The organism is Vibrio sp. 11-4(1) (assembly GCF_013048625.1).
GTDB classification, from domain to species: Bacteria; Pseudomonadota; Gammaproteobacteria; order Enterobacterales; family Vibrionaceae; genus Vibrio; species Vibrio diabolicus.
Genome location: NZ_VHSY01000002.1, coordinates 184,469 through 203,443 on the forward strand (window position 1 = coordinate 184,469; position 18,975 = coordinate 203,443).

At 42.9% G+C, this 18,975-nt stretch carries 17 protein-coding genes; 9 read left to right on the forward strand and 8 right to left on the reverse strand.

Annotated features, from left to right (window positions below):
* Nucleotides 1–85: 85 nt before the first annotated feature.
* The gene (locus FKN16_RS04305) at nt 86–1,558 is read left to right on the forward strand and encodes a carboxypeptidase M32 (RefSeq protein ID WP_170902081.1); all 1,473 of its coding nucleotides are present in this window, start codon (nt 86–88) and stop codon (nt 1,556–1,558) included.
* Between the two features lie 70 nt (nt 1,559–1,628).
* Here the strand turns inward: FKN16_RS04305 and FKN16_RS04310 are convergent, their stop codons facing one another.
* On the reverse strand, nt 1,629–2,579 hold the full coding sequence (locus FKN16_RS04310; protein ID WP_041853039.1) for an LpxL/LpxP family Kdo(2)-lipid IV(A) lauroyl/palmitoleoyl acyltransferase: 951 nt from the start codon (nt 2,577–2,579) through the stop codon (nt 1,629–1,631).
* A 696-nt stretch (nt 2,580–3,275) separates the two neighbouring features.
* Here FKN16_RS04310 and FKN16_RS04315 point away from each other — a divergent pair.
* Nucleotides 3,276–4,703: an APC family permease gene (locus FKN16_RS04315; protein ID WP_170902082.1), complete on the forward strand. Its 1,428-nt coding sequence runs from the start codon at nt 3,276–3,278 to the stop codon at nt 4,701–4,703.
* A 74-nt stretch (nt 4,704–4,777) separates the two neighbouring features.
* Here the strand turns inward: FKN16_RS04315 and FKN16_RS04320 are convergent, their stop codons facing one another.
* Together FKN16_RS04320 and FKN16_RS04325 are read right to left on the reverse strand one after the other, a co-directional pair.
* A complete protein-coding gene (locus FKN16_RS04320) occupies nt 4,778–5,134 on the reverse strand; it encodes an SMR family transporter (protein ID WP_005393429.1) in 357 nt (118 codons plus the stop codon).
* Nucleotides 5,135–5,286: 152 nt separating this feature from the next.
* Nucleotides 5,287–5,673, reverse strand: a complete 387-nt coding sequence (locus tag FKN16_RS04325) for a hypothetical protein (protein ID WP_047008701.1) — start codon at nt 5,671–5,673, stop codon at nt 5,287–5,289.
* Between the two features lie 340 nt (nt 5,674–6,013).
* Here FKN16_RS04325 and metA point away from each other — a divergent pair, with 340 nt between their 5' ends.
* The 7 genes from metA to FKN16_RS04360 all read left to right on the forward strand — a co-directional run bounded on the left by metA (nt 6,014) and on the right by FKN16_RS04360 (nt 16,120).
* The gene (metA, locus tag FKN16_RS04330; RefSeq protein WP_006741610.1) at nt 6,014–6,955 is read left to right on the forward strand and encodes a homoserine O-succinyltransferase; all 942 of its coding nucleotides are present in this window, start codon (nt 6,014–6,016) and stop codon (nt 6,953–6,955) included.
* A 178-nt stretch (nt 6,956–7,133) separates the two neighbouring features.
* Entirely contained in the window at nt 7,134–7,859 is a 726-nt protein-coding gene (gene pilW / locus FKN16_RS04335) for a type IV pilus biogenesis/stability protein PilW (RefSeq protein ID WP_053807335.1), read from the forward strand.
* Nucleotides 7,860–8,127: 268 nt separating this feature from the next.
* A complete protein-coding gene (locus tag FKN16_RS04340; protein WP_150918590.1) occupies nt 8,128–9,057 on the forward strand; it encodes a phosphate/phosphite/phosphonate ABC transporter substrate-binding protein in 930 nt (309 codons plus the stop codon).
* Entirely contained in the window at nt 9,057–11,216 is a 2,160-nt protein-coding gene (locus FKN16_RS04345) for a GGDEF domain-containing phosphodiesterase (protein ID WP_170902083.1), read from the forward strand. Before FKN16_RS04340 ends, FKN16_RS04345 begins: the two co-directional genes overlap by 1 nt.
* A gap of 145 nt (nt 11,217–11,361) precedes the next feature.
* Nucleotides 11,362–14,541 carry a response regulator gene (locus tag FKN16_RS04350; RefSeq protein ID WP_170902084.1) on the forward strand — a complete coding sequence of 1,060 codons (3,180 nt, stop codon included), beginning with the start codon at nt 11,362–11,364 and terminating at the stop codon, nt 14,539–14,541.
* A 9-nt stretch (nt 14,542–14,550) separates the two neighbouring features.
* Nucleotides 14,551–15,027 carry a hypothetical protein gene (locus tag FKN16_RS04355; RefSeq protein WP_005393443.1) on the forward strand — a complete coding sequence of 159 codons (477 nt, stop codon included), beginning with the start codon at nt 14,551–14,553 and terminating at the stop codon, nt 15,025–15,027.
* A gap of 1 nt (nt 15,028) precedes the next feature.
* Nucleotides 15,029–16,120, forward strand: a complete 1,092-nt coding sequence (locus tag FKN16_RS04360; RefSeq protein ID WP_170902085.1) for a sulfate ABC transporter permease — start codon at nt 15,029–15,031, stop codon at nt 16,118–16,120.
* Between the two features lie 44 nt (nt 16,121–16,164).
* On the opposite strand, the gene FKN16_RS04365 is transcribed toward FKN16_RS04360, so the two are convergent.
* The 5 genes from FKN16_RS04365 to FKN16_RS04385 form a co-directional block, all read right to left on the reverse strand.
* The gene (locus tag FKN16_RS04365; protein WP_114322405.1) at nt 16,165–16,779 is read right to left on the reverse strand and encodes a sugar O-acetyltransferase; all 615 of its coding nucleotides are present in this window, start codon (nt 16,777–16,779) and stop codon (nt 16,165–16,167) included.
* Nucleotides 16,780–16,987: 208 nt separating this feature from the next.
* Nucleotides 16,988–17,299 carry a hypothetical protein gene (locus tag FKN16_RS04370; RefSeq protein WP_170902086.1) on the reverse strand — a complete coding sequence of 104 codons (312 nt, stop codon included), beginning with the start codon at nt 17,297–17,299 and terminating at the stop codon, nt 16,988–16,990.
* A 208-nt stretch (nt 17,300–17,507) separates the two neighbouring features.
* Nucleotides 17,508–17,942, reverse strand: a complete 435-nt coding sequence (locus tag FKN16_RS04375) for an Mpo1-like protein (RefSeq protein WP_012841889.1) — start codon at nt 17,940–17,942, stop codon at nt 17,508–17,510.
* 77 nt (nt 17,943–18,019) lie between these two features.
* Nucleotides 18,020–18,373 carry an MmcQ/YjbR family DNA-binding protein gene (locus tag FKN16_RS04380; RefSeq protein ID WP_170902087.1) on the reverse strand — a complete coding sequence of 118 codons (354 nt, stop codon included), beginning with the start codon at nt 18,371–18,373 and terminating at the stop codon, nt 18,020–18,022.
* Nucleotides 18,374–18,397: 24 nt separating this feature from the next.
* Nucleotides 18,398–18,880 (reverse strand): MarR family transcriptional regulator, encoded by a 483-nt coding sequence (locus tag FKN16_RS04385; protein ID WP_005393451.1) that lies wholly within the window; start codon nt 18,878–18,880, stop codon nt 18,398–18,400.
* Nucleotides 18,881–18,975: the final 95 nt, after the last annotated feature.

Here is an 18,975-nt window from a genome sequence, read left to right on the forward strand (position 1 = left end):
TTAACGCAGGTTGTTTCGTGCAACTCGACGTAAAGGACCCGTTATCGGGTGTTTAGGGAAAGAACAAAAGAATAAGAGTAGTCACATGAAGGCATTTACAAAACTCATTGAACATTCCAAAAAAGTGGCAAATTTTGAGCACCTCTCTGCCATCATAGGTTGGGACCAAGCAGCGGTCATGCCATCTGGTGGCACTGAAGCGCGCTCCAATGCTATGGCAGAGCTTGATGTACACATCCACTCATTGATGACTCAGCCACACTTGGGCGAACTTTTCGCTCAGGCAGAAGAAGAGACGCTATCTGCAAGTGAAAAGTCCATCCTACGAGAAATGAAACGTGAATGGCAACAAGCTAACTTGCTACCAGAATCATTAGTTCAAGCTCAATCTCTTGCTGGCTCCAAATGTGAACATGCATGGCGTACGCAACGCGGAGAAAATGACTGGTCTGGCTTTGAAAAGAACTGGGCAGAAGTCGTCAAACTATCGCAAGAAGAAGCGCAAATTAGAGCCGAAGCAAACGGCACAACGCCTTACGATTCCATGCTTGATATTTATGAACCAGGCACAACGTCTGCATCGTTAGACACGCTTTTTGCTGACGTAAAAACGTGGCTACCTTCCTTGATAGACGAAGCGCTTGAAAAACAGCAATCAGACAACATCTTATTGCCAACTGCGCACTACCCTGCGGAAAAACAAAAAGCGCTAGGGCTGGAAGTCATGAAGCTACTTCAATTCGATTTTGAACACGGTCGGCTTGATGAAAGTGTCCACCCATTTTGTGGCGGTGTGCCAACAGATGTGCGTATTACAACACGTTATGATGAAAGCGAGTTTGTCCAATCATTGATGGGGATCGTCCACGAAACTGGCCATGCCAGATACGAGCAAGGGCTACCAAAAGATTTAGCAGGAACACCAGCTGGTCAAGCCCGCTCTATGGGAATTCATGAGTCACAGTCGCTCTTCTTTGAAATGCAAATAGGACGAAACAACGCATTTATCGACCACCTTGCTCACATAGCTTCCAAGCATTTTTCTGGGGATGAATTTGAAAAAGACAATCTAGCCAAAATCTACACTCGCGTAGAGAAAGGCTTTATTCGCGTAGATGCCGACGAATTAACATACCCTGCCCACGTTATTCTTCGATATGAGATTGAACGTGATCTTATGAACGGTGCCATCAAGCATACAGACGTACCAGAGCTCTGGAACGAAAAAATGAAAGCGTATTTGGGACTCTCAACGGAAGGCAATTTCAAAAACGGTTGCATGCAGGACATTCATTGGACGGATGGAAGTTTTGGATATTTCCCGTCTTACACTCTCGGTGCGATGTACGCAGCCCAGTTCATGGCCGCAATGAAGCAAACAGTAGATGTGGACGCGGTTATTCGCTCTGGCGATCTGACGCCGATATTCGATTGGCTGTCGAAGAACATCTGGAGTAAAGGCAGCTTATTAACAACGGATGATCTCGTAAGAGAAGCAACGGGTGAAACACTAAATGCTAAGCACTTCCAAGCGCACCTAAAAGGCCGCTACCTGTAAATAGAAAAAGAATAGAACGTAAAAGCCCAAGGTTCGTATGTTCCTTGGGCTTTGTTAAGCTCTTTCTATGCTATGCCAAGCTAGGGATAAGTCTGGGCTTGTACAAACAATCCTCGCCTTCAGGTCTGGTTTTAAACCGACGGTGAAGCCACATATATTGGCTCGGACTTGCCATGATTGACGTTTCAACTATCTTATTCACGAAAACTGCCGCACCTTGAGGATCTTCTTTCGGGAAACCGTCAACTGGCGCACTAATCGTCAAAGTATAGTGTCCGTCTTTTCCTCTTACCATCGTAAAAGGCACGATGGCACAATCTGTCGAATCAACCAGCAGACTTGTACCTGTCGTCGTGCAAGCATTTTTAACGGCAAATAATGGCGCAAACGTTGAGCGTCGGTTTCCATAATCATGATCCGGTGCATACCAGACCCGCTCACCCGTTCTAAGCGCTTCAAGCATGGCTTTAACGTTCTTGCGATCAATAAGCGTACGATTAGAGCGAGAACGCCCCTTGTATTGAAAGTAATCAAAACACGGATTGTTGTTTGGGCGATAAACACCAGTTCCAGACTTTTTAATGCCAAAAGCACGAGCACCTAACTCTAAGTTCATCGAGTGTACGGCCAACATTAATGCCCCTTTGCCTGATTTTTCTAAAGCCTCGAGGTGCTCCATTCCTTTTATCGTAACGTGTTTGTTTACCCGTTTATCAGACCAAAACCATGCCATCGCGGTCTCAAATAGCGCAATACCTGTATTGTCGATATTGTCTTTTAAAATTGCTTCGCGTTGGCATTCTTCCATCTGAGGAAAGCAAAGCTCAAGATTGCGTCTAATCGTAACTTGACGTTTTTTCATGATTCGCATGGCTAAACGGCCAATGCCACGTCCTAATGCTAACTGAACTTTGAAAGGAAGGAGACTGAGTAAGTACATCACGCTGATGATAATTAAGGTTCCCCAGTAACGAGGCAAAAGAAATTCAGCCTTGAATTCAGGCTTTTGGTATTTATTCATGTGAGTATTGTCAGATGTGCCCATCTATAAGTGATAAAAACAATGATAATGGACTGCACTTTTATCATTGATAGCGCTAATAACATAAATTAAAGCGCGCGGATTCTATGGTTCTTCGACACACTACACAATAAGAACTTTGCAGAAATATGTAGGGGGATGAAAAAGCAGCAAAGATGAATCACCACGTTAACATCGATTGGAGTGATTAATCTACCGCACTTTCATAAAGTTTGGACAAACATAACTTTGTGTTTTCAATGCTCTAGATAATGGTGTTTTTTTAACCCCATAATGCAGCTATCATGAAAATAACAATAAACATGATAACCATTACCCTGAACAAGTAGGACAACTTTCCGGTGCCACCTTTTGGCGCTTGGTTACAGCATCCCATTGTGTTTCTCCATCGTTTCATTTCGATATGGCGTTAATGTACTCCTTGACCTTAGGGGAAAGTCAAACCTTTACCCAAAGGTTCTAATTCACCGCTATAAGTGTTTATTTATCCGACATATCACTCGTTTATATCCCATGGAAATAAAGCGCGTTGTTTTCAGCTCATTTTCGGATAAATACATACCGTTTTTCGCTATATACCCACTATTTATGAGGAATCTACAATACGCGAGTCTTACTTGTAGCACGCTACTTTTACAACCTAGAAGTTGTGCGCTCATCCATTAAAGGTATCGAATGAGCAATATCGTTAAATCCGCCGTTAAATTGAGTGTTTTTTCTATCATCATGATCACCGTAACTTCGGTCGACAGCATAAGGAACATTCCTGGGGCGGCTTTGTTTGGTAGCCATGCCATCTCTTTCTTCTTACTTGCTGGGCTCTGTTTTTTTGTCCCTACAGCGCTAGTGTGTGCTGAGCTAAGTACCACTTATCCAGAGCAAGGTGGTGTATATCTTTGGGGCAAAGAAACACTAGGGCCAAACTTTGGCTTTGCCACCGTGTGGTATCAATACGCTGAAAATATTGTTTACTATCCACCTTTAATTTCATTCATTGTTGCAACGGGGGCCTACCCTTTTTTCCCAGATCTGGCGCAAAACAACATGTTTATGTTGGTGATGATTAATGTGATTTTTTGGGCGTTAACTTTAGTTAATATCTTTGGCTTGCGCCTCTCTTCCCTGATTACAAATGTATTCGGCACCCTAGGTTTGATATTTCCGATTCTATTGATTATCGGATTAGGCGGGTACTGGGCGTATACCCATCCTGGTGAGTCTCATATCTCGCTTCGCCACGTATCTGACTGGTTGCCGGACCTTTCTCAAGATGGGATCGGAGCGGGTTTTACTGCGGTAGTTCTGTCACTTACAGGCCTTGAAATCACGACCTCTTATGCAAGCGAAGTCGAAAATCCGCAAAAAGCCTATCCCAAAGCTCTGCTGATCTCCACAATCTTAATCTTGGTTTCTCTGACGGCTTGCTCACTATCTATTTCTTCGGTCGTCTCAAGTGACCATTCTAGTTTGAGTGAAGGAGTGATACTTGCCTTCAAAGCTTTTTTTGATGATCTGCACCTCTCATTCCTGCTGCCTGTCATTGCCCTTGCTATTGTTTTTGGCACGCTTGCAAGCCTGAATAACTGGATAATCGCCCCGACTAAAAGTCTGCATGTTGCCGCAAAAGATAGTTTCATGCCGATGTCGCTCGCCAAAGAAAACCGCAACCAAGCCCCCGTCTCATTGTTGCTCTTGCAAGGCACGATTGTTAGCGTGCTCTCTTTGGTTTTCATTTTTGTTCCTAACGTCAATCAAGGCATGTGGTTATTGAATATCCTGATGACTCAACTCTATATGGTGATGTACATCTGTATTTTTGTTAGCTTTTTGGTCTCACGCTACAAACACGCAGATATTGAGCGCCCATTTCGAGTTGCGGGCGGAAAAATAGGAATGTGCTTAGTGGCTGGGTTAGGCTTGATGAGTTGCTTGGTGACGATTGTTGTATCTTTTGACGTGCCAGCAGGCATTAGCGCAAAAACTGGTGCATATGCACTGATATTAGGATTTATCGCATTTAGCCTCCCAGCGTTCGCCGCCGTGATGTATCGCAATCGAAAACATCGTCAACAAAGCAAAATGCTTGAGGTACTAGTAAGTTAACTATTGGATTGACATTAAAAAGCCGCAGCAATTTCTCGCTACGGCTTTTTATTTGGCATCACAAGTTGTGTTAGTTATCCGTGTCCTACAGTCTTGGATAACAGGTTAACAATCATCACACCAGTGAGGATAAACCCAATGCCAACAAGCGCCGGCAAATCTAGCCGCTGTCCATAAACAAAGTAGCCAACCGTCGCAACTAAAACAATACCCGCCCCACTCCATATGGCGTAAACAACCCCAACAGGCATCGTTTTTACCGTGACGGAAAGCAAGAAGAAAGCAATGCCGTAACCAATCAGAACGACTGTACTCGGCATCATTTTCGTAAATTGCTCTGTTTTGGGAATATAGGAAGTGGCAATCACTTCACATACAATCGCGATCGACAGCGCCAACATTGGCGGCATAGAGACAAGCATTTTGAACATAAGGCATTAACGCTCAACAGAAATGTAACCGACAACACGTCCGGATAATTAGGTCGCGCATTATACCCAACTCATCTCTCGATGGAATACCTCTTACTCAAGCAGCTTCAAAATGCAGGATTCACAGCGTGATCACTTGAATATAGAGACATTCACACGCCATCGCTTTCACTCACTTCTTGATGAGTAAGCGACAGGCCTGCTTTTTGGTGCTGCCGAGCAATTTCAAAGTAGATGTGCATATCAATTGGCTCTGGTGTATTGAGCAGCATCTTGCCCACTTCTCGTTGAAAGTGACCATAATTACCTAACTCATCCGTCAGCCCTAGCTGCTCGTAAGAAGCTTCATTGGCAAACATTCCATAGGCATACTGATAATGACTTAGATCCTTGCTCTTATCATAACCAAGCTCTTGAAGGGCTTGATCAATTTCTTTCGGCGTATAAGTGTCTTTATCGCCAAACAAGCGCAATAGTACGCTAGGAACCTCTTGAGCGATGCTCTGAATTTTTGTCTTTCTTTTAAAAATACCGAACATAATGTCCTCCACTGACGATGTTTCCAAATACACACTTTAATGCATATTGGTGAGCTGATTGTTTTTAGTATGGCTCATTAATCTGAGACTTCCTTACAACGAAGTCACTTTCGCATATTAACGTGATCACATAATTACCAGCAAATAGTACGACCAGCGTTTCAAACATATCTCATCAGAAACTCCGCTCTAGTCACAATTGTGTGACAGCTTCGAGCTCGGTTTACCATAATGTAAAGAGTAGATTGAAAAGTCATATTTCGTATCGACATCTAAACTTAATTAAGCTAGCTTTAGAAGTATAGACGTCTAGATTGACTATACTTAGGGAGAGAAAGTCGTGCCAATTAGAATTCCAGATCAACTACCAGCTACCGATGTGCTAAGGACAGAGAACATCTTCGTAATGAGTGAAACGCGTGCTGCGAGTCAGGAAATACGTCCTTTACGAGTGCTGATCCTGAATCTGATGCCCAAAAAAATAGAAACTGAAACTCAGTTTTTGCGTCTACTCTCAAACAGCCCATTACAAGTCAATGTCGAGTTGTTACGCATTGATAACCGCCCAAGCAAAAATACGCCAACCGAACATTTGGATACTTTTTATCGTCAATTTGAAATGGTGAGAGATAAAAATTTCGATGGCATGATCATTACTGGTGCCCCACTAGGTTTGGTTCAATTTGAAGATGTCATTTATTGGGACCACCTAAAAACCATCATGGAATGGGCAAAAGATCATGTGACATCGACTCTTTATGTCTGCTGGGCAGCACAAGCAGGACTGAAGTTGCTCTACGATCTACCTAAAAAAACGCGTAAAGAGAAACTTTCAGGCGTGTACCATCACCAGATTCATCATCAATTCCATCCTATGTTGCGTGGGTTTGATGACACATTTTTAGCGCCTCATTCACGCTATGCCGACTTTTCACCTCACTTTTTAGAAGAACATACCGACTTAGACATCCTAGCCACATCGGATGTTGCAGGTGTTTACTTAGCGACAACAAAAGACAAGAGAAATGTGTTTGTTACTGGGCATCCTGAATACGATTCGCATACCTTACATAACGAATATATCCGCGATTTAAGCGAAGGCATGGAACCAGCCATTCCCGTCAACTACTATCCAAACAACAATCCTGATAATCCACCAATTGCCAGTTGGAGAAGTCATGGACATCTCCTCTTTTTAAACTGGCTGAACTACTGCGTTTACCAGCAAACACCTTATGATCTTGATCACTTCAGTGAAGACGCTTTTACTAAAGACGATTAACCTCAAAGCACGCAAACAAAGCGCTTATGATGCCTAAATGTAATATGTGAACCAAGCCGCCATATGGCGGCTTTTTCATACCAGTTTGCAAACCTGATCGCATAGTGTTTTTTCCTCAATAGGCTTTTGCTACGTAATTCATATCATGCTGGGAGATTCAGGGATGTAGGGACAAAGAATGAAAACAACAAAGCTCGGTGCACTACTATTAATCTCTCAGTTTGCACTTGTGGGCTGCGTGACGGTGAAAGAAGATGGTAGCCCTGTCGTTAAAGCCGATCCTGTAGCAATGGCAGAATCACGTATCGCACTTGGCCTAGGTTATTTAGAAGGCGGCAATATGATTCGCGCGCATGATAACTTGCAACAAGCCTTAACCCACGCACCTCAATACTATCGTGCTCAGTTATCGATGGCTCACTACTATGAAACGGTTGGTGAAGATGCTAAAGCCGAGCAAATGTATAAACGCTCTCTACGCCAACACACCAAAAACGGTAACGTGCTCAATAACTACGGCACCTTTCTTTGCAAGCGGGGTGACTTCGAGAAAGCCGATCAAATGTTTAATCGAGCCATTGAGCAGCCTTATTACTATCTCATTCCGGCCAGTTATGAAAACGCCGCATTTTGCGCGTTGAAGTCACAAGATAAAGACAAAGCGAAATACTACTTCGCCCGAGCTATTGATCATGACCCTCATAGGCCAAAATCTATTTTGCAGCTGGCCAAGCTAGAAATTGATAGCGGCAATTACACTGAAGCCAGAATTCGATTAATGAGATTTAATCAAATGTATGGCGTTAAGAAACCCTCTTTACAGCTCATGATTCAACTTGAACGTGCAGCAGGTAATGAAGCACTCGAGAAAAAATATCAAAAGCAATTGGAGAGATTTTCTTAACACGACGTCATGATAAAGAAGGTGTACTCGCTCGCAGACACTACTGAACTTGACTAAGAATCCAGTGAATTAAAACCCACGGTGAAACATTCATCCTGTACATAAACTTCAAATTCGGTACTATTTGAACGGAATAAGTGACCAAGTCACATTATAAAAGTGCGCTAGTAAAACGAAATTTGTACATCATACTGTTTCTACTATTGATTGGGGCGCATTGATAAATGCTAAATATTACTGACATGCACCAGAAGGAAGTTGAAGCCGGATGAAACCTGCCTGCACTCTGTTATCACTCACTTTGCTGAGTTCGCCTTTTGTCGTCAGTGCACAAGAAAATATTGAAAAAACATTCACGTTTGGCATTGTTTCCAATAAAGCTCAAAGCAAAATCAAAAAGTCGACGCCTTTTACGCAGCACGTGACCAATGGTTTGGCCGGATACGGATACACCAAGGGGGCTGTAAAAGTATTTAAAAATTATCGCCAGCTCGCGGTGGCACTTGAAAATGGCACCGTTCAAATTGCAACAGCCACCCCCTTCAATGCAATGACCCTCGAGGCAGAATCTGGCAGCCAAGTCATTGCCATACGCTGGAAAAAAGGTTTACAAAAATATCATACGGTATTCTTTACCCACAAAGAGAGCGGTATCGAGTCGATTTCTGATCTGCGCGGAAAAACACTTGTTTTTGAAAAGCGTACATCCACCAGCAGCTATTACTTACCTGCTATTACACTGCTTAATCAAGGGGAGAAATTAGAATACCTCCCCTCCTCCGATGACAAACCAGCCAAAGACAGTATTGGATATTTATTCCTTGACGAGCACTTGGCTCAATCAAATGAAATCAACCTTTCAGTATGGGTGTATAAGCAGAGAGTCGCAGCAGGAGCGTTCAGCAATTTCAATTGGAGCAACCCTAAAGATCTTCCAGAAAGCATGAAAGACAAACTAACGATTTTCGCTCGCTCGGTAGAAATACCTAGAGACTTAATTCTCGCCTCTCCGACCTTAAGCCAAGATCAGCAACATAAAATCACGTCAATATTGCTCGGTATGGAGACATCTCAGCAAGGTGCTCTAGCACTTAAACAGTTCCAAAACACGAAAAAGATCACCGCTCTAACGCCAGAAATGTCCGCGTCCTTAAATACCGTTCGAACATCTATTCACTTGTTACCGAAGGTGGATTGATGTTCCACAAACTCTCACTCGAAACTAAATACATTTGCTCGACCATTTTTGTTGTCCTGTTTGTCGTAGTGATAAACCTCGCACTATATATGCATGGTTACGATACGTACTCAAATAACTTAACCCGCCAAATCACCGAGAACTCACAAGAAAAAACAGAGTCTTACGTCAAGCAAAAAGGATTGGTTTACGCAGAGTTATTATCAAAGCAACTTTTTGACCCACTCTATACGGATAATATCAGCCAAGCATACGAGCAGATTAAAGCAACATTAAGCCAACCAGATGTCTCGAAGATACACGTTGTTGATAATGAAGGGCTAATCTTTCACGACGGTACGACTCAGCTGAGTATGTTTGCCCAGCCTCATTACCGTTCTCGCTTTATTTTGAAAGCAATAGAAGAGTCTAGAATTCTCATTTCTTTTTCTAAACATCAATTAGAAATTGCGGCACCGATTCAGCAATCGAATATCACACTGGGCGCTGTGTATCTTGAACTGAACCTAGCACATCTATTAGAAGAGAAAGAACAAAACATTGCGCAAGTACAAGCGCTTACCTCAAACGATAAGCAAAAGATGTTTAACTTGCTGCTCACGATCAGTGCGATATCCGTTCTGCTCGGAAGTGCCATCGCGTATGCTTTGGGTCGCTCATTAATAAAACCACTCAAACAACTTAAAGAACAATTTACAGAGTCAAATACTCAAGCACTGCCAATCACTGATATAAAAAGTAAAGATGAAGTGGGTGATCTTATTTCGGCGTATAACAAAATGTCCAACAAAGTGAACCGATACACAAGCCGGGTGGAGTTCATGGCGTATCACGACATTCTTACCTCCCTGCCTAACCGAGAAAAGTTGCTCATTGATATCCAAAAGCAAATAACGAACCGCAGATCTCCCTCACTCGCGGTTGTTTTTATTGATCTGGATGACTTTAAACATATTAACGATAACTACGGGCATAGCATCGGGGATAAATTGCTAGGTCATCTCGCCTCAGAACTTCAAGGTCGTTTGCCGAGTTACTTCCAGCCTCTTTACCGTCTTTCAACCATCGTAAGCCGAGTCGGCGCTGACGAATTTGTGCTGGTCTTTCCATGCAAAGACAGTCTCGACGCTAGAGAAAAAGTGGACGATATTCATCGCCAACTGCTTTCTCCTTTTAACTTGGAAGAGAACGATATTCAAATTACGGCAAGCCTTGGAGTAGCGGTGTATCCGGAATTTGGCTCAAACGCAGAGTCTCTTTTACAACTCTCCTCACTGGCGGCGCAAGAATCTAAACGACGCGGCAAAGATATCATGACGATATACGATTCCGCGTTTGATGAGACCGTGAAGCAGCGCTTATACATAGAAAAGGAACTGCGCCGCTCAATACGTGATTTATCTCAGTTCGAGCTTTGGTATCAACCCCAGTTCGACCTCAACACCTACCAGTTGATTGGTGTCGAAGCATTGGTTAGGTGGAATCATCCGGAGAAAGGTTATATTAGCCCAGAATTATTTATCCCGATTGCAGAACAAAGTGACTTAATTTTAGAGCTTGGTGAATACCTCATCGAGACAGCAATTAGCCAGCGAGCACAATGGGCGGGTCATTTCACTGCTGATTTTCATATCGCATTAAATTTGTCTCCTAGGCAGATCTACCGCCAAGATTTAAGTCAGCTCTTTTCGAAATATTTACAACAATATCAAGTCCCCCCTCAAACCATTCATGTTGAAGTGACAGAGTCTCTGTTTATTGATGATATTGAGAAAGCGCAGTACGTGCTCAAAAAATTACAAGCTAACGGCGTAGAAGTGTGGCTAGATGATTTTGGAACTGGGTACTCAGCCCTCGCCTACCTACAACAAATGTCGTTTGATGGGCTTAAAATTGACCGTTCATTTATCGCTCAAATCCAAAAAAATGAACAAGATGATTCATTAGTCCGTGCGATTATATCCATGGCTCATAACCTAAGAATGAGAGTGGTAGCTGAAGGCATAGAAACCCAGACCCAACTAACAAGGATGGAATCGCTTCACTGCGACGTTGTTCAAGGCTTTTTCTTGGGTAGACCGGTGCCGGCAGAAGAAATCATAGAGTTTGAGCAACAACGTCAAACAATAGATGATTCAACCGCCAGCAATTACGCTTAACTGAATAATTTATCGCGTTCATTGAATTAAAGGGGATTCGTTCTGCAATATCGGTCACACTTCGCCATCTCGCAAGTATGAATTTCCTCTTAAAATCTAACATTTGAGATAGGTAAACTACACTTTTCATATCAACTCTTTGGATATGGAAACGCGTGTGGTCGGGATATTTGCTTGGAACAACCTGTCTGTAAAGCAGAAACTTTTTGGATTGGTCCTACTACCAATCTTATTGTTATTGCTTCTTGCAGGTAAACATGTACAAAACCTCTCTATCCAAGCTCAAGAACTTCAAAAAGCACAACTCTTCTCCCAATATATAGATCGTGTTTCCTCACTGTATTATTTGACGAGCGATCCAAGGGTCGCGAATAACGCTCAAGAAACCCGCCAGCTCGTTCAAACTTTACAAGATACAGCTTCACCTGTTTTTGGTGACAATGCCGATATATTAAATCAGCTCACGAATTTCGAAGAAGCAACACTGTCAATGCTCTCGTCCAATAATACAGAAGATAAGTTAGATGCAGCTGAGTGGCGTGCCGACACATTCAAAGAGATTCTTTTGAGTTTGGATAGAGTCTACTTCAGCCATGTAAGTTATGAAACCAACACTCACCTCTCCTCATTGATGCAGCTTGAGTGGTTAATGTTTTGGTCAACAGAAGAGCATAGACTCAGCAAATACTTGGTGGAATCTACAGAGCAGGGGCAGATTTACGATCCAGCTATCCAAGCCAGTATTCAATCATTAATCCAGAACCAACAACTGCTGTTCGAACGCTTTGTCACACTTAATGCGAATAAGCAGCAAGTCAACCTCCTCATCGAAACCTTTACCGATAATGTCTTTGCTAAAAGCCAAGCATTTCGAGCCAATTTGTTGCAGCCATCAAACCTTAGAGTATTGACACCCACTCAAATAGATGACGGGTTATCTGCGCTTTATAAACGCTTAAGTTTATTACGTAACGTTGATGACCAGATGGAACAGCAACTTATTAAGGATATATCCAAGACGATCAGTGAAACAACACAGCACCGCATTGGCTTCATTGCGCTAATGAGCCTCGTGACATTGCTGGTTGTGAGTTTGACACTGAGGTTAGTGCGTAAGGTCACTGGCAACTTGAATTTAGTCCTCGAATTCCTAAGTCGAGACACTTACGAAGAGGACAACAATGAAAACTCACCACTGACAGAGTTGACCAAAGGGAAAGATGAGCTCAGTAAGTTTGCTAAAGAGGTAAAAAAACTGAGTTATGAACGTGAGCAGTCAAGACAAAAGTTAACTCAAGCTAAAGAAGATGCTGAAAAGGCGAAAGATGATGCCATCGAGGCAAGCAAAGCCAAAAGTAGCTTTCTGGCAAATATGTCTCATGAGATTCGAACCCCTTTAAACGGTGTTATTGGCATTTCAGAAGTTTTGTCAGACACGCCGCTAACGGCGACACAACGTGATTATGTCGACACGATAGAAACCTCCTCGCAATTACTGTTGAGCTTAATAAATGACGTTCTGGACTTCTCTAAAATTGAATCTGGTATGTTGCTTATCAGCCCTCATTCAACCTGCGTTCGTGAATCCATCTACGATATTGCTTCTATTATTTCCCCGAAAGCGAAAGAAAAAGGCATCGATGTTCAAGTCAGCATCAGCCGCAATACGCCCTATCACGTTATGTTGGATGATCACCGTATACGCCAAATTATCATGAACTTCATGTCCAATGCCGTAAAGTTCACTAAACAAGGCTGCGTTGAACTCTCTGTCATCACTAGAGAAATCAAAAATGATGAAGCGAGTATCGAGTTTTCAGTCAAAGACTCAGGGATCGGTATTGATGAGCAGCAACAAAAGAAGATATTTGCTCCTTTCGCCCAAGAAGATAACTCCACCACCCGACAGTTTGGAGGGACAGGGCTTGGGCTTGCAATTAGCACGCAGCTGGTAGAATTGATGGGCGGTGAGATTCAGCTTGAATCCGAGAAAGGCAAAGGTAGCCGATTTTTCTTCGAACTTACGGCTCCAATTGTGACTCAAGAGTTCAATGGCTATCACTCCCTTAATCACAACGATATATGGATAGTTTGCAACAACCCTACTTTGGAGCAAAAGCTGCGTGACGAGTTGAGCTTTTTCCACATCAATGTTCAGCAATCAGTAAATACACTGGATGCTCTGCCAACGTGGATTGATAACGAGCGCATCATTGTTATCAACGTAGAAACTTCTCCAAATACCGCAGCCAAACATCTAGGTGAAATGAAAAGACTTTGCATGCAAAATGTTCGAGTTTGTCTTATTAAACACCTTCATAGCGCCCAGCGTGATTTTGGTAACAGCATTAGTGCATTGGTCACTCAACCCCTCTTAGGACAGCGCTTAGTAAAAGCACTTGAAACTTGTGCTGCAAACTTCCCTCAAGTAAACAAAGAGAACACGACAACAGCCAATGCTAAGACTTTCCCAAAAATCTTGGTGGTCGACGACAACACCGTCAATCAAAAAATCGCTGGATTACACGTCACAAAAGCGGGCTTCGACTTTGATATCGCCGTAAACGGAGAAGAAGCCGTAGATATGTTTCAACAAAATCAATACTGCTTAATCTTAATGGATTGCATGATGCCTGTGATGGATGGGTTTGAAGCAACCAAAATGATCCGTCAAATTGAAGCAAAAGAAAAACGGACGTTCAGAATCCCAATTATCGCGCTAACAGCAAGTGTAGTCGATGATGACATTCAAAAGTGTTTTGATGTTGGAATGGATGATTATGTGCCCAAACCTTTTAAAGCGGGTTTGTTGAAAGAGAAATTAGATAAAGCCATTGGACTACGAATTTCCAATATTGTTTCTGATGAAAAGCGACAGGCAACGGACACTACTCACACTCCTGAAAAAACCTCGCATGCTGAACAATCAGAAGCGACCGTGACGCCTATTCGCTCAGAACGGATTTTGCTCGTCGAAGATAACCGAGTAAATCAAAAAGTCGCTTCGCTGCTTTTATCCAAAGCTGGTTATCAATTTGAAGTGGCCGAAAACGGACAGGTTGCGGTCGAAATGTTCCAAAAAGATGGTGGGTTCGACATCATTTTGATGGACTGCATGATGCCGATCATGGATGGGTTCGAAGCCTCGCGACAAATACGCGCCTACGAAGCAAGTAAAGGTCTTCCTAAGACTCCCATCATCGCGCTAACGGCTAGTGTTGTGGATGATGACATTCAACGCTGCTTCGATTCAGGCATGGACGCTTATGTACCCAAGCCTGTTCGTAGAGAAAAGCTGTTGTACCAGATTGAAAATGCGATATAGGTAGCAATGATGAGCGGCGACATTTCTCTCCTCTGTTTTCTTTTGCGCTGCATAAAACGCTACCTATTCATTGTTGTTTTCCTTCTACCCATAGATAGTCAAGTACTTGCTGCAGAGAGCTACGCCGTTTTCTCGTTTAATAGTGAGTTCTCGCCCCTAACCATCAATAAAGCGCGAAAGTTGTACAGAGGAAAAACGCAACTCTTACAAGGGCAGAGAATTGAGCTATCTGACTGGCCAGCGACATCAGCGGAGAGAGCGGAGTTCTATCGCTACCTTCTCAATAAAAACTTGGCGCAAATGAACGCGCACTGGGCGAGCTTGTCTTTTTCAGGCAAAGCGAGGCCACCCAAAGTGATTGCAAACTCTAGCATTGATGCGCTGATCACGTGGATGCAAGAAAAGCCCAATCGGATTGGTTATGCCCCTGCTTCGAGCGTGCCTGGAAATGCTCGTATTTTGTGTGTGGTGAGCTCGGAGGATTAATATGAAAAAATATTTGACCATGTTATCACTGAGTGTTGTCGCCTTTCCGAGCTTAGCCACCATTGAGTTATCAGATCACCTGTCTTTGAGTGGTTTTGGTTCGACATCTTGGTCTAAGTCGGATAACTCCACAACGGTTCTCGTCAACCGCTTTATTCATGATGAAGCCTGCTACGATTGTGACACAACCTTCGGCCTGCAGCTTGATTACTTTTACAAGGCATTTCGAGCATCCGCACAAGTAGTCAAGCGTCCGCAAGATCATTGGAGCTCGCCCCAATTAGAGTGGGCATATTTAGCTTATACCCATAAAAATATAGAGATACGTGGGGGACGATTGAGGCTGCCGCTGTTTTTGATGTCTGAGTATAATTATGTCGGTCACGCTTTTACCCAAGCTCGACCACCAAATGAAGTGTATGACAGCATATTAGGCATCACCGCTTACAATGGTTTATCCATTCGCTGGAATCACGACCTCAATGAGCAAATCATGCTTACTACAATGCCGTTTATAGGGTTTAAAGACAGCAGTGATGTCACCCTCAACGAAGATACTGAACTGAAGATCGAATCAGACAACACAGCCGGAATAAACTTAACACTCAGCGGAAATGCCTACCGTTTTAACTTTTCTTATCTACATGGCGATTATGACCAAACTACGGTTCTCTCCAATACCAAACAATCCACACCTGAAGGGGGAGCCATGTTAATTGACCGTTTGGTTCTAAAAGAAAAAGGCAATACGATTGACCAGTTTTCTCTAGGAGTAAGGTATGAGCTCGATAACCTTGTGATAATGGCTGAAGGACAAACCAGCAACATTTCCTCCTCTTGGTACGCAACAACGGGTTACAACGAGAATAAATTGACGCCCTATATAGTTTACGGCCAACAGTTTAATAACAATGATACAAAAAATGGGGACAGCTATCTGTTTGGGGTGAGATACGACCTAGATTATAACGTGTCACTGAATGCTGAATGGCAAAAGTTTAACGCCCACAATAACGATACTGGCGCGTTTTCATCGATACCAGAAGATAACAGCGCCAATCTTTACACCCTGATGTTAAATTTCGTTTTTTAACTTTTCTATACTGACACCGTATAAACCGTGGGCATTTACCTTTGTTATCGTTGATACATGTTGTGCGTGATTTGACGCTCTTTGTAATAGAATTCTTTGTCATGTTCGCCTATCTCTCGCAATACACGACACGGGTTCCCTACCGCAACAACATTACTTGGAATATCTTTTGTTACCACACTACCGGCACCAATTACGCTGTTTTCTCCAATCTTGACGCCAGGCAATACCACTGAGTTAGCGCCAATCCATACATTATCACCAATATGAATAGGGATATTGAATTGCGCAACTTCTCTTCTGAGCTCTGGTTCAATCGGGTGGCCTGCCGTTGCTAGTGTCACATTGGGCCCAATCATGACACTATTGCCAATGTAGATATACGTATCATCGACTAGGGTTAAGTTAAAGTTTGCATACACGTTATCACCAACGTATGTATGCCTCCCCCAATTCGCTCGAAGCGGCGGCTCAAAATAGCAGTTGTCACCAACAGCGCCGAGCAAACGTCGTAATATTTCTGTACGCTTTTCAGATTCAGAAGGCCGAGTTTGGTTGTAATCGTAAAGAACTTCTAAACACTGTGTTTGCTGCTCGACTAACGCTTCATCATTACAAAAATATATTTTCTGACTATGAAGCATTGATTCACTATCCATAATATCCTCCGTTCTATCTGACCAGTAGCTTCAGGCTGCTGGAACACCTCGCAATACGAGTTCCTGTCGAGATTGACTAACAGAATGTATGATGTCGTTTTTTGCAATAAGTTTAATGACATGCTTGCGAGGCCTAACGCAAAATACCGAATAACTTGAAAGAAATATGTGAATCAGACGAGTAAATAACACAAAGCTCGATGCAGAGTTAGCTTTGTTTATCTCGTTTCATTTTCAAGCGCTTTTCTTTACGTCGTAACGCTCGGAAAAACTTCGACTCCTCGTGATACCAGCCGATAACACTAACCGGGAAGCCCACTAGCATCATGATAAAAAGATCCGCGGGCAGTTGCTCCAAAATATCACTCAGGGAGTGCAGCTCACCAAAAATGAATAAACCAATGACTTTACCAAGCAATAGTGCGCAACAAATCATAAAAAAAGACTTCGTGATGTAATGCCTTTTGCCTTTTTTACGCTCTTCTCGCCAATAGGCATATTTATGTTGTCGGTCGTACATTCATCCCCCAAGTGACAATGTCACTAGCCACAAACATTCAGGCAAAGTAACAGGCTTTAGCTGCACTCTAATGATAGTGTGAATTAGAAGCGAATGCTTGTCATGGCAATGAGAAAGCGGCACATCATGCTGCGCATTTTACGACTTTATGGACGCTAGCATGATCGCGCAATACAGGGAGATATCAGCTTGTTAATTACGGAGTGAGTTAATGTTTTCGGAACACCCAAATTGGACCAATAAGAAGAAACTGCAAATCTTCGAAAAAAGACGGTTTCTTCCCTTCTATTTTGTGACCAATGAACTGCAAGATCCACAGTACACCGAATAGGAGCATCGAAATATGCAGTACGGGCAGCGCCAATACCTCCAAAGACCATATCAGGCCGATGCACGCTAATGTATACCCTAACATCATCATAAAGACGCTGAGAGACAAACGAAAATAGAAAACCCATACAGGTATGACAGCAATCCAGACCCAGTTAAACTCGAAACCCAAGATGGAGATTTGAGGAATTGACCAAATTAGACCTACCACAGATAGGTAAATACCCGGAACTGCGATTGTGTGAATCTTTTGGTTGATGGGGTTTTGATGGCTCTCCCCATATTCTTTTAGCCATTCAGATAATGCTCGCATATCATTCCTACTTTTCCGCCTACTTATTCTTATATAGCTTGAGGATGGAAAAGGTGCGAATTTTTCTGTAATAGCTATTACTGACCAAGCAATGCTCGTTGCACTTTTGGTAGTTTGGCAACGACGAGAGTATAAGAGCGTTCACATAAATCCTGAATCAATCCATCTTCCACATCACCATTAAAATAAACCGTTATCCAGTGACGCTTATTTAGGTGATAACCAGGAGTGATGTCCGTAAACTGCGATGCTAAGACTTCTCCATCTTCTGGTTTTACTTTTACGCTGACATACTCCCGACCGTTTCTCTCTGCAATAATCGCAAACATTTTACCTTTGATTTTGTATACAAGCGCTTCTGGACCAAATGGGAAATCACTCTCTGCACACATAAAGGTACTTAAATAACCTTCTAACTCTTTGCTTCTCATTCCGTCCCACCCTTCCTGTATCTTTTACTCAAACAAAGGCAATAGTAGCCTTAACGCCTGGTTAACCTGCGCTTTCTCATTGCCTTCTAAACCATGTAGCAGCGATTGCTGAACGTCCACATGCTCTAAGATCAACTTGTCAATTAAGGTTAAGCCCTTTTCGGTTAACTCAACGGTGACACTGCGTCTATCTTCTTTACTGTGTGTTCTGGTAATAAAGCCTTTCTTCTCGAGTTTATCTAATCGGTTCGTCATCGCGCCCGAAGTGAGCATCATCGAATCAATTAGCGCCGAGGGAGTAAGGCAGTATGGTGAACCTGCTCGGCGAAGTGTCGCCAACACATCAAATTCACCCATCTTAAGATCGTACTTCTTATGTAGGTCAGCGACCCGACACTCCATGTGCTTAGCAATTCGCATTAGCCGACCCATAATTGCCATCGGTTCAGTGTCGAGCTCTGGCTTCTCCTTAGCCCACTGCTCTACCACTCTATCAATTGCGTCCATGGTTTCTCTCCAAACGTCATTAATTTTTATTTTAACATAAAGATACTTTACAAAAAGTAACCTTACCGATATCTTTACAATTAATTATCTCAACG

What these genes read in the sequence shown, in the direction of transcription:
- FKN16_RS04305 (WP_170902081.1), top strand. Translation starts at nt 86, where the DNA reads ATGAAGGCATTTACAAAACTCATTGAACATTCCAAAAAAGTGGCAAAT.
- FKN16_RS04310 (WP_041853039.1), bottom strand. Translation starts at nt 2,579, where the DNA reads ATGAATAAATACCAAAAGCCTGAATTCAAGGCTGAATTTCTTTTGCCT.
- FKN16_RS04315 (WP_170902082.1), top strand. Translation starts at nt 3,276, where the DNA reads ATGAGCAATATCGTTAAATCCGCCGTTAAATTGAGTGTTTTTTCTATC.
- FKN16_RS04320 (WP_005393429.1), bottom strand. Translation starts at nt 5,134, where the DNA reads ATGTTCAAAATGCTTGTCTCTATGCCGCCAATGTTGGCGCTGTCGATC.
- FKN16_RS04325 (WP_047008701.1), bottom strand. Translation starts at nt 5,673, where the DNA reads ATGTTCGGTATTTTTAAAAGAAAGACAAAAATTCAGAGCATCGCTCAA.
- pilW (WP_053807335.1), top strand. Translation starts at nt 7,134, where the DNA reads ATGAAAACAACAAAGCTCGGTGCACTACTATTAATCTCTCAGTTTGCA.
- FKN16_RS04340 (WP_150918590.1), top strand. Translation starts at nt 8,128, where the DNA reads ATGAAACCTGCCTGCACTCTGTTATCACTCACTTTGCTGAGTTCGCCT.
- FKN16_RS04345 (WP_170902083.1), top strand. Translation starts at nt 9,057, where the DNA reads ATGTTCCACAAACTCTCACTCGAAACTAAATACATTTGCTCGACCATT.
- FKN16_RS04350 (WP_170902084.1), top strand. Translation starts at nt 11,362, where the DNA reads ATGGAAACGCGTGTGGTCGGGATATTTGCTTGGAACAACCTGTCTGTA.
- FKN16_RS04355 (WP_005393443.1), top strand. Translation starts at nt 14,551, where the DNA reads ATGAGCGGCGACATTTCTCTCCTCTGTTTTCTTTTGCGCTGCATAAAA.
- FKN16_RS04360 (WP_170902085.1), top strand. Translation starts at nt 15,029, where the DNA reads ATGAAAAAATATTTGACCATGTTATCACTGAGTGTTGTCGCCTTTCCG.
- FKN16_RS04365 (WP_114322405.1), bottom strand. Translation starts at nt 16,779, where the DNA reads ATGGATAGTGAATCAATGCTTCATAGTCAGAAAATATATTTTTGTAAT.
- FKN16_RS04370 (WP_170902086.1), bottom strand. Translation starts at nt 17,299, where the DNA reads ATGTACGACCGACAACATAAATATGCCTATTGGCGAGAAGAGCGTAAA.
- FKN16_RS04375 (WP_012841889.1), bottom strand. Translation starts at nt 17,942, where the DNA reads ATGCGAGCATTATCTGAATGGCTAAAAGAATATGGGGAGAGCCATCAA.
- FKN16_RS04380 (WP_170902087.1), bottom strand. Translation starts at nt 18,373, where the DNA reads ATGAGAAGCAAAGAGTTAGAAGGTTATTTAAGTACCTTTATGTGTGCA.
- FKN16_RS04385 (WP_005393451.1), bottom strand. Translation starts at nt 18,880, where the DNA reads ATGGACGCAATTGATAGAGTGGTAGAGCAGTGGGCTAAGGAGAAGCCA.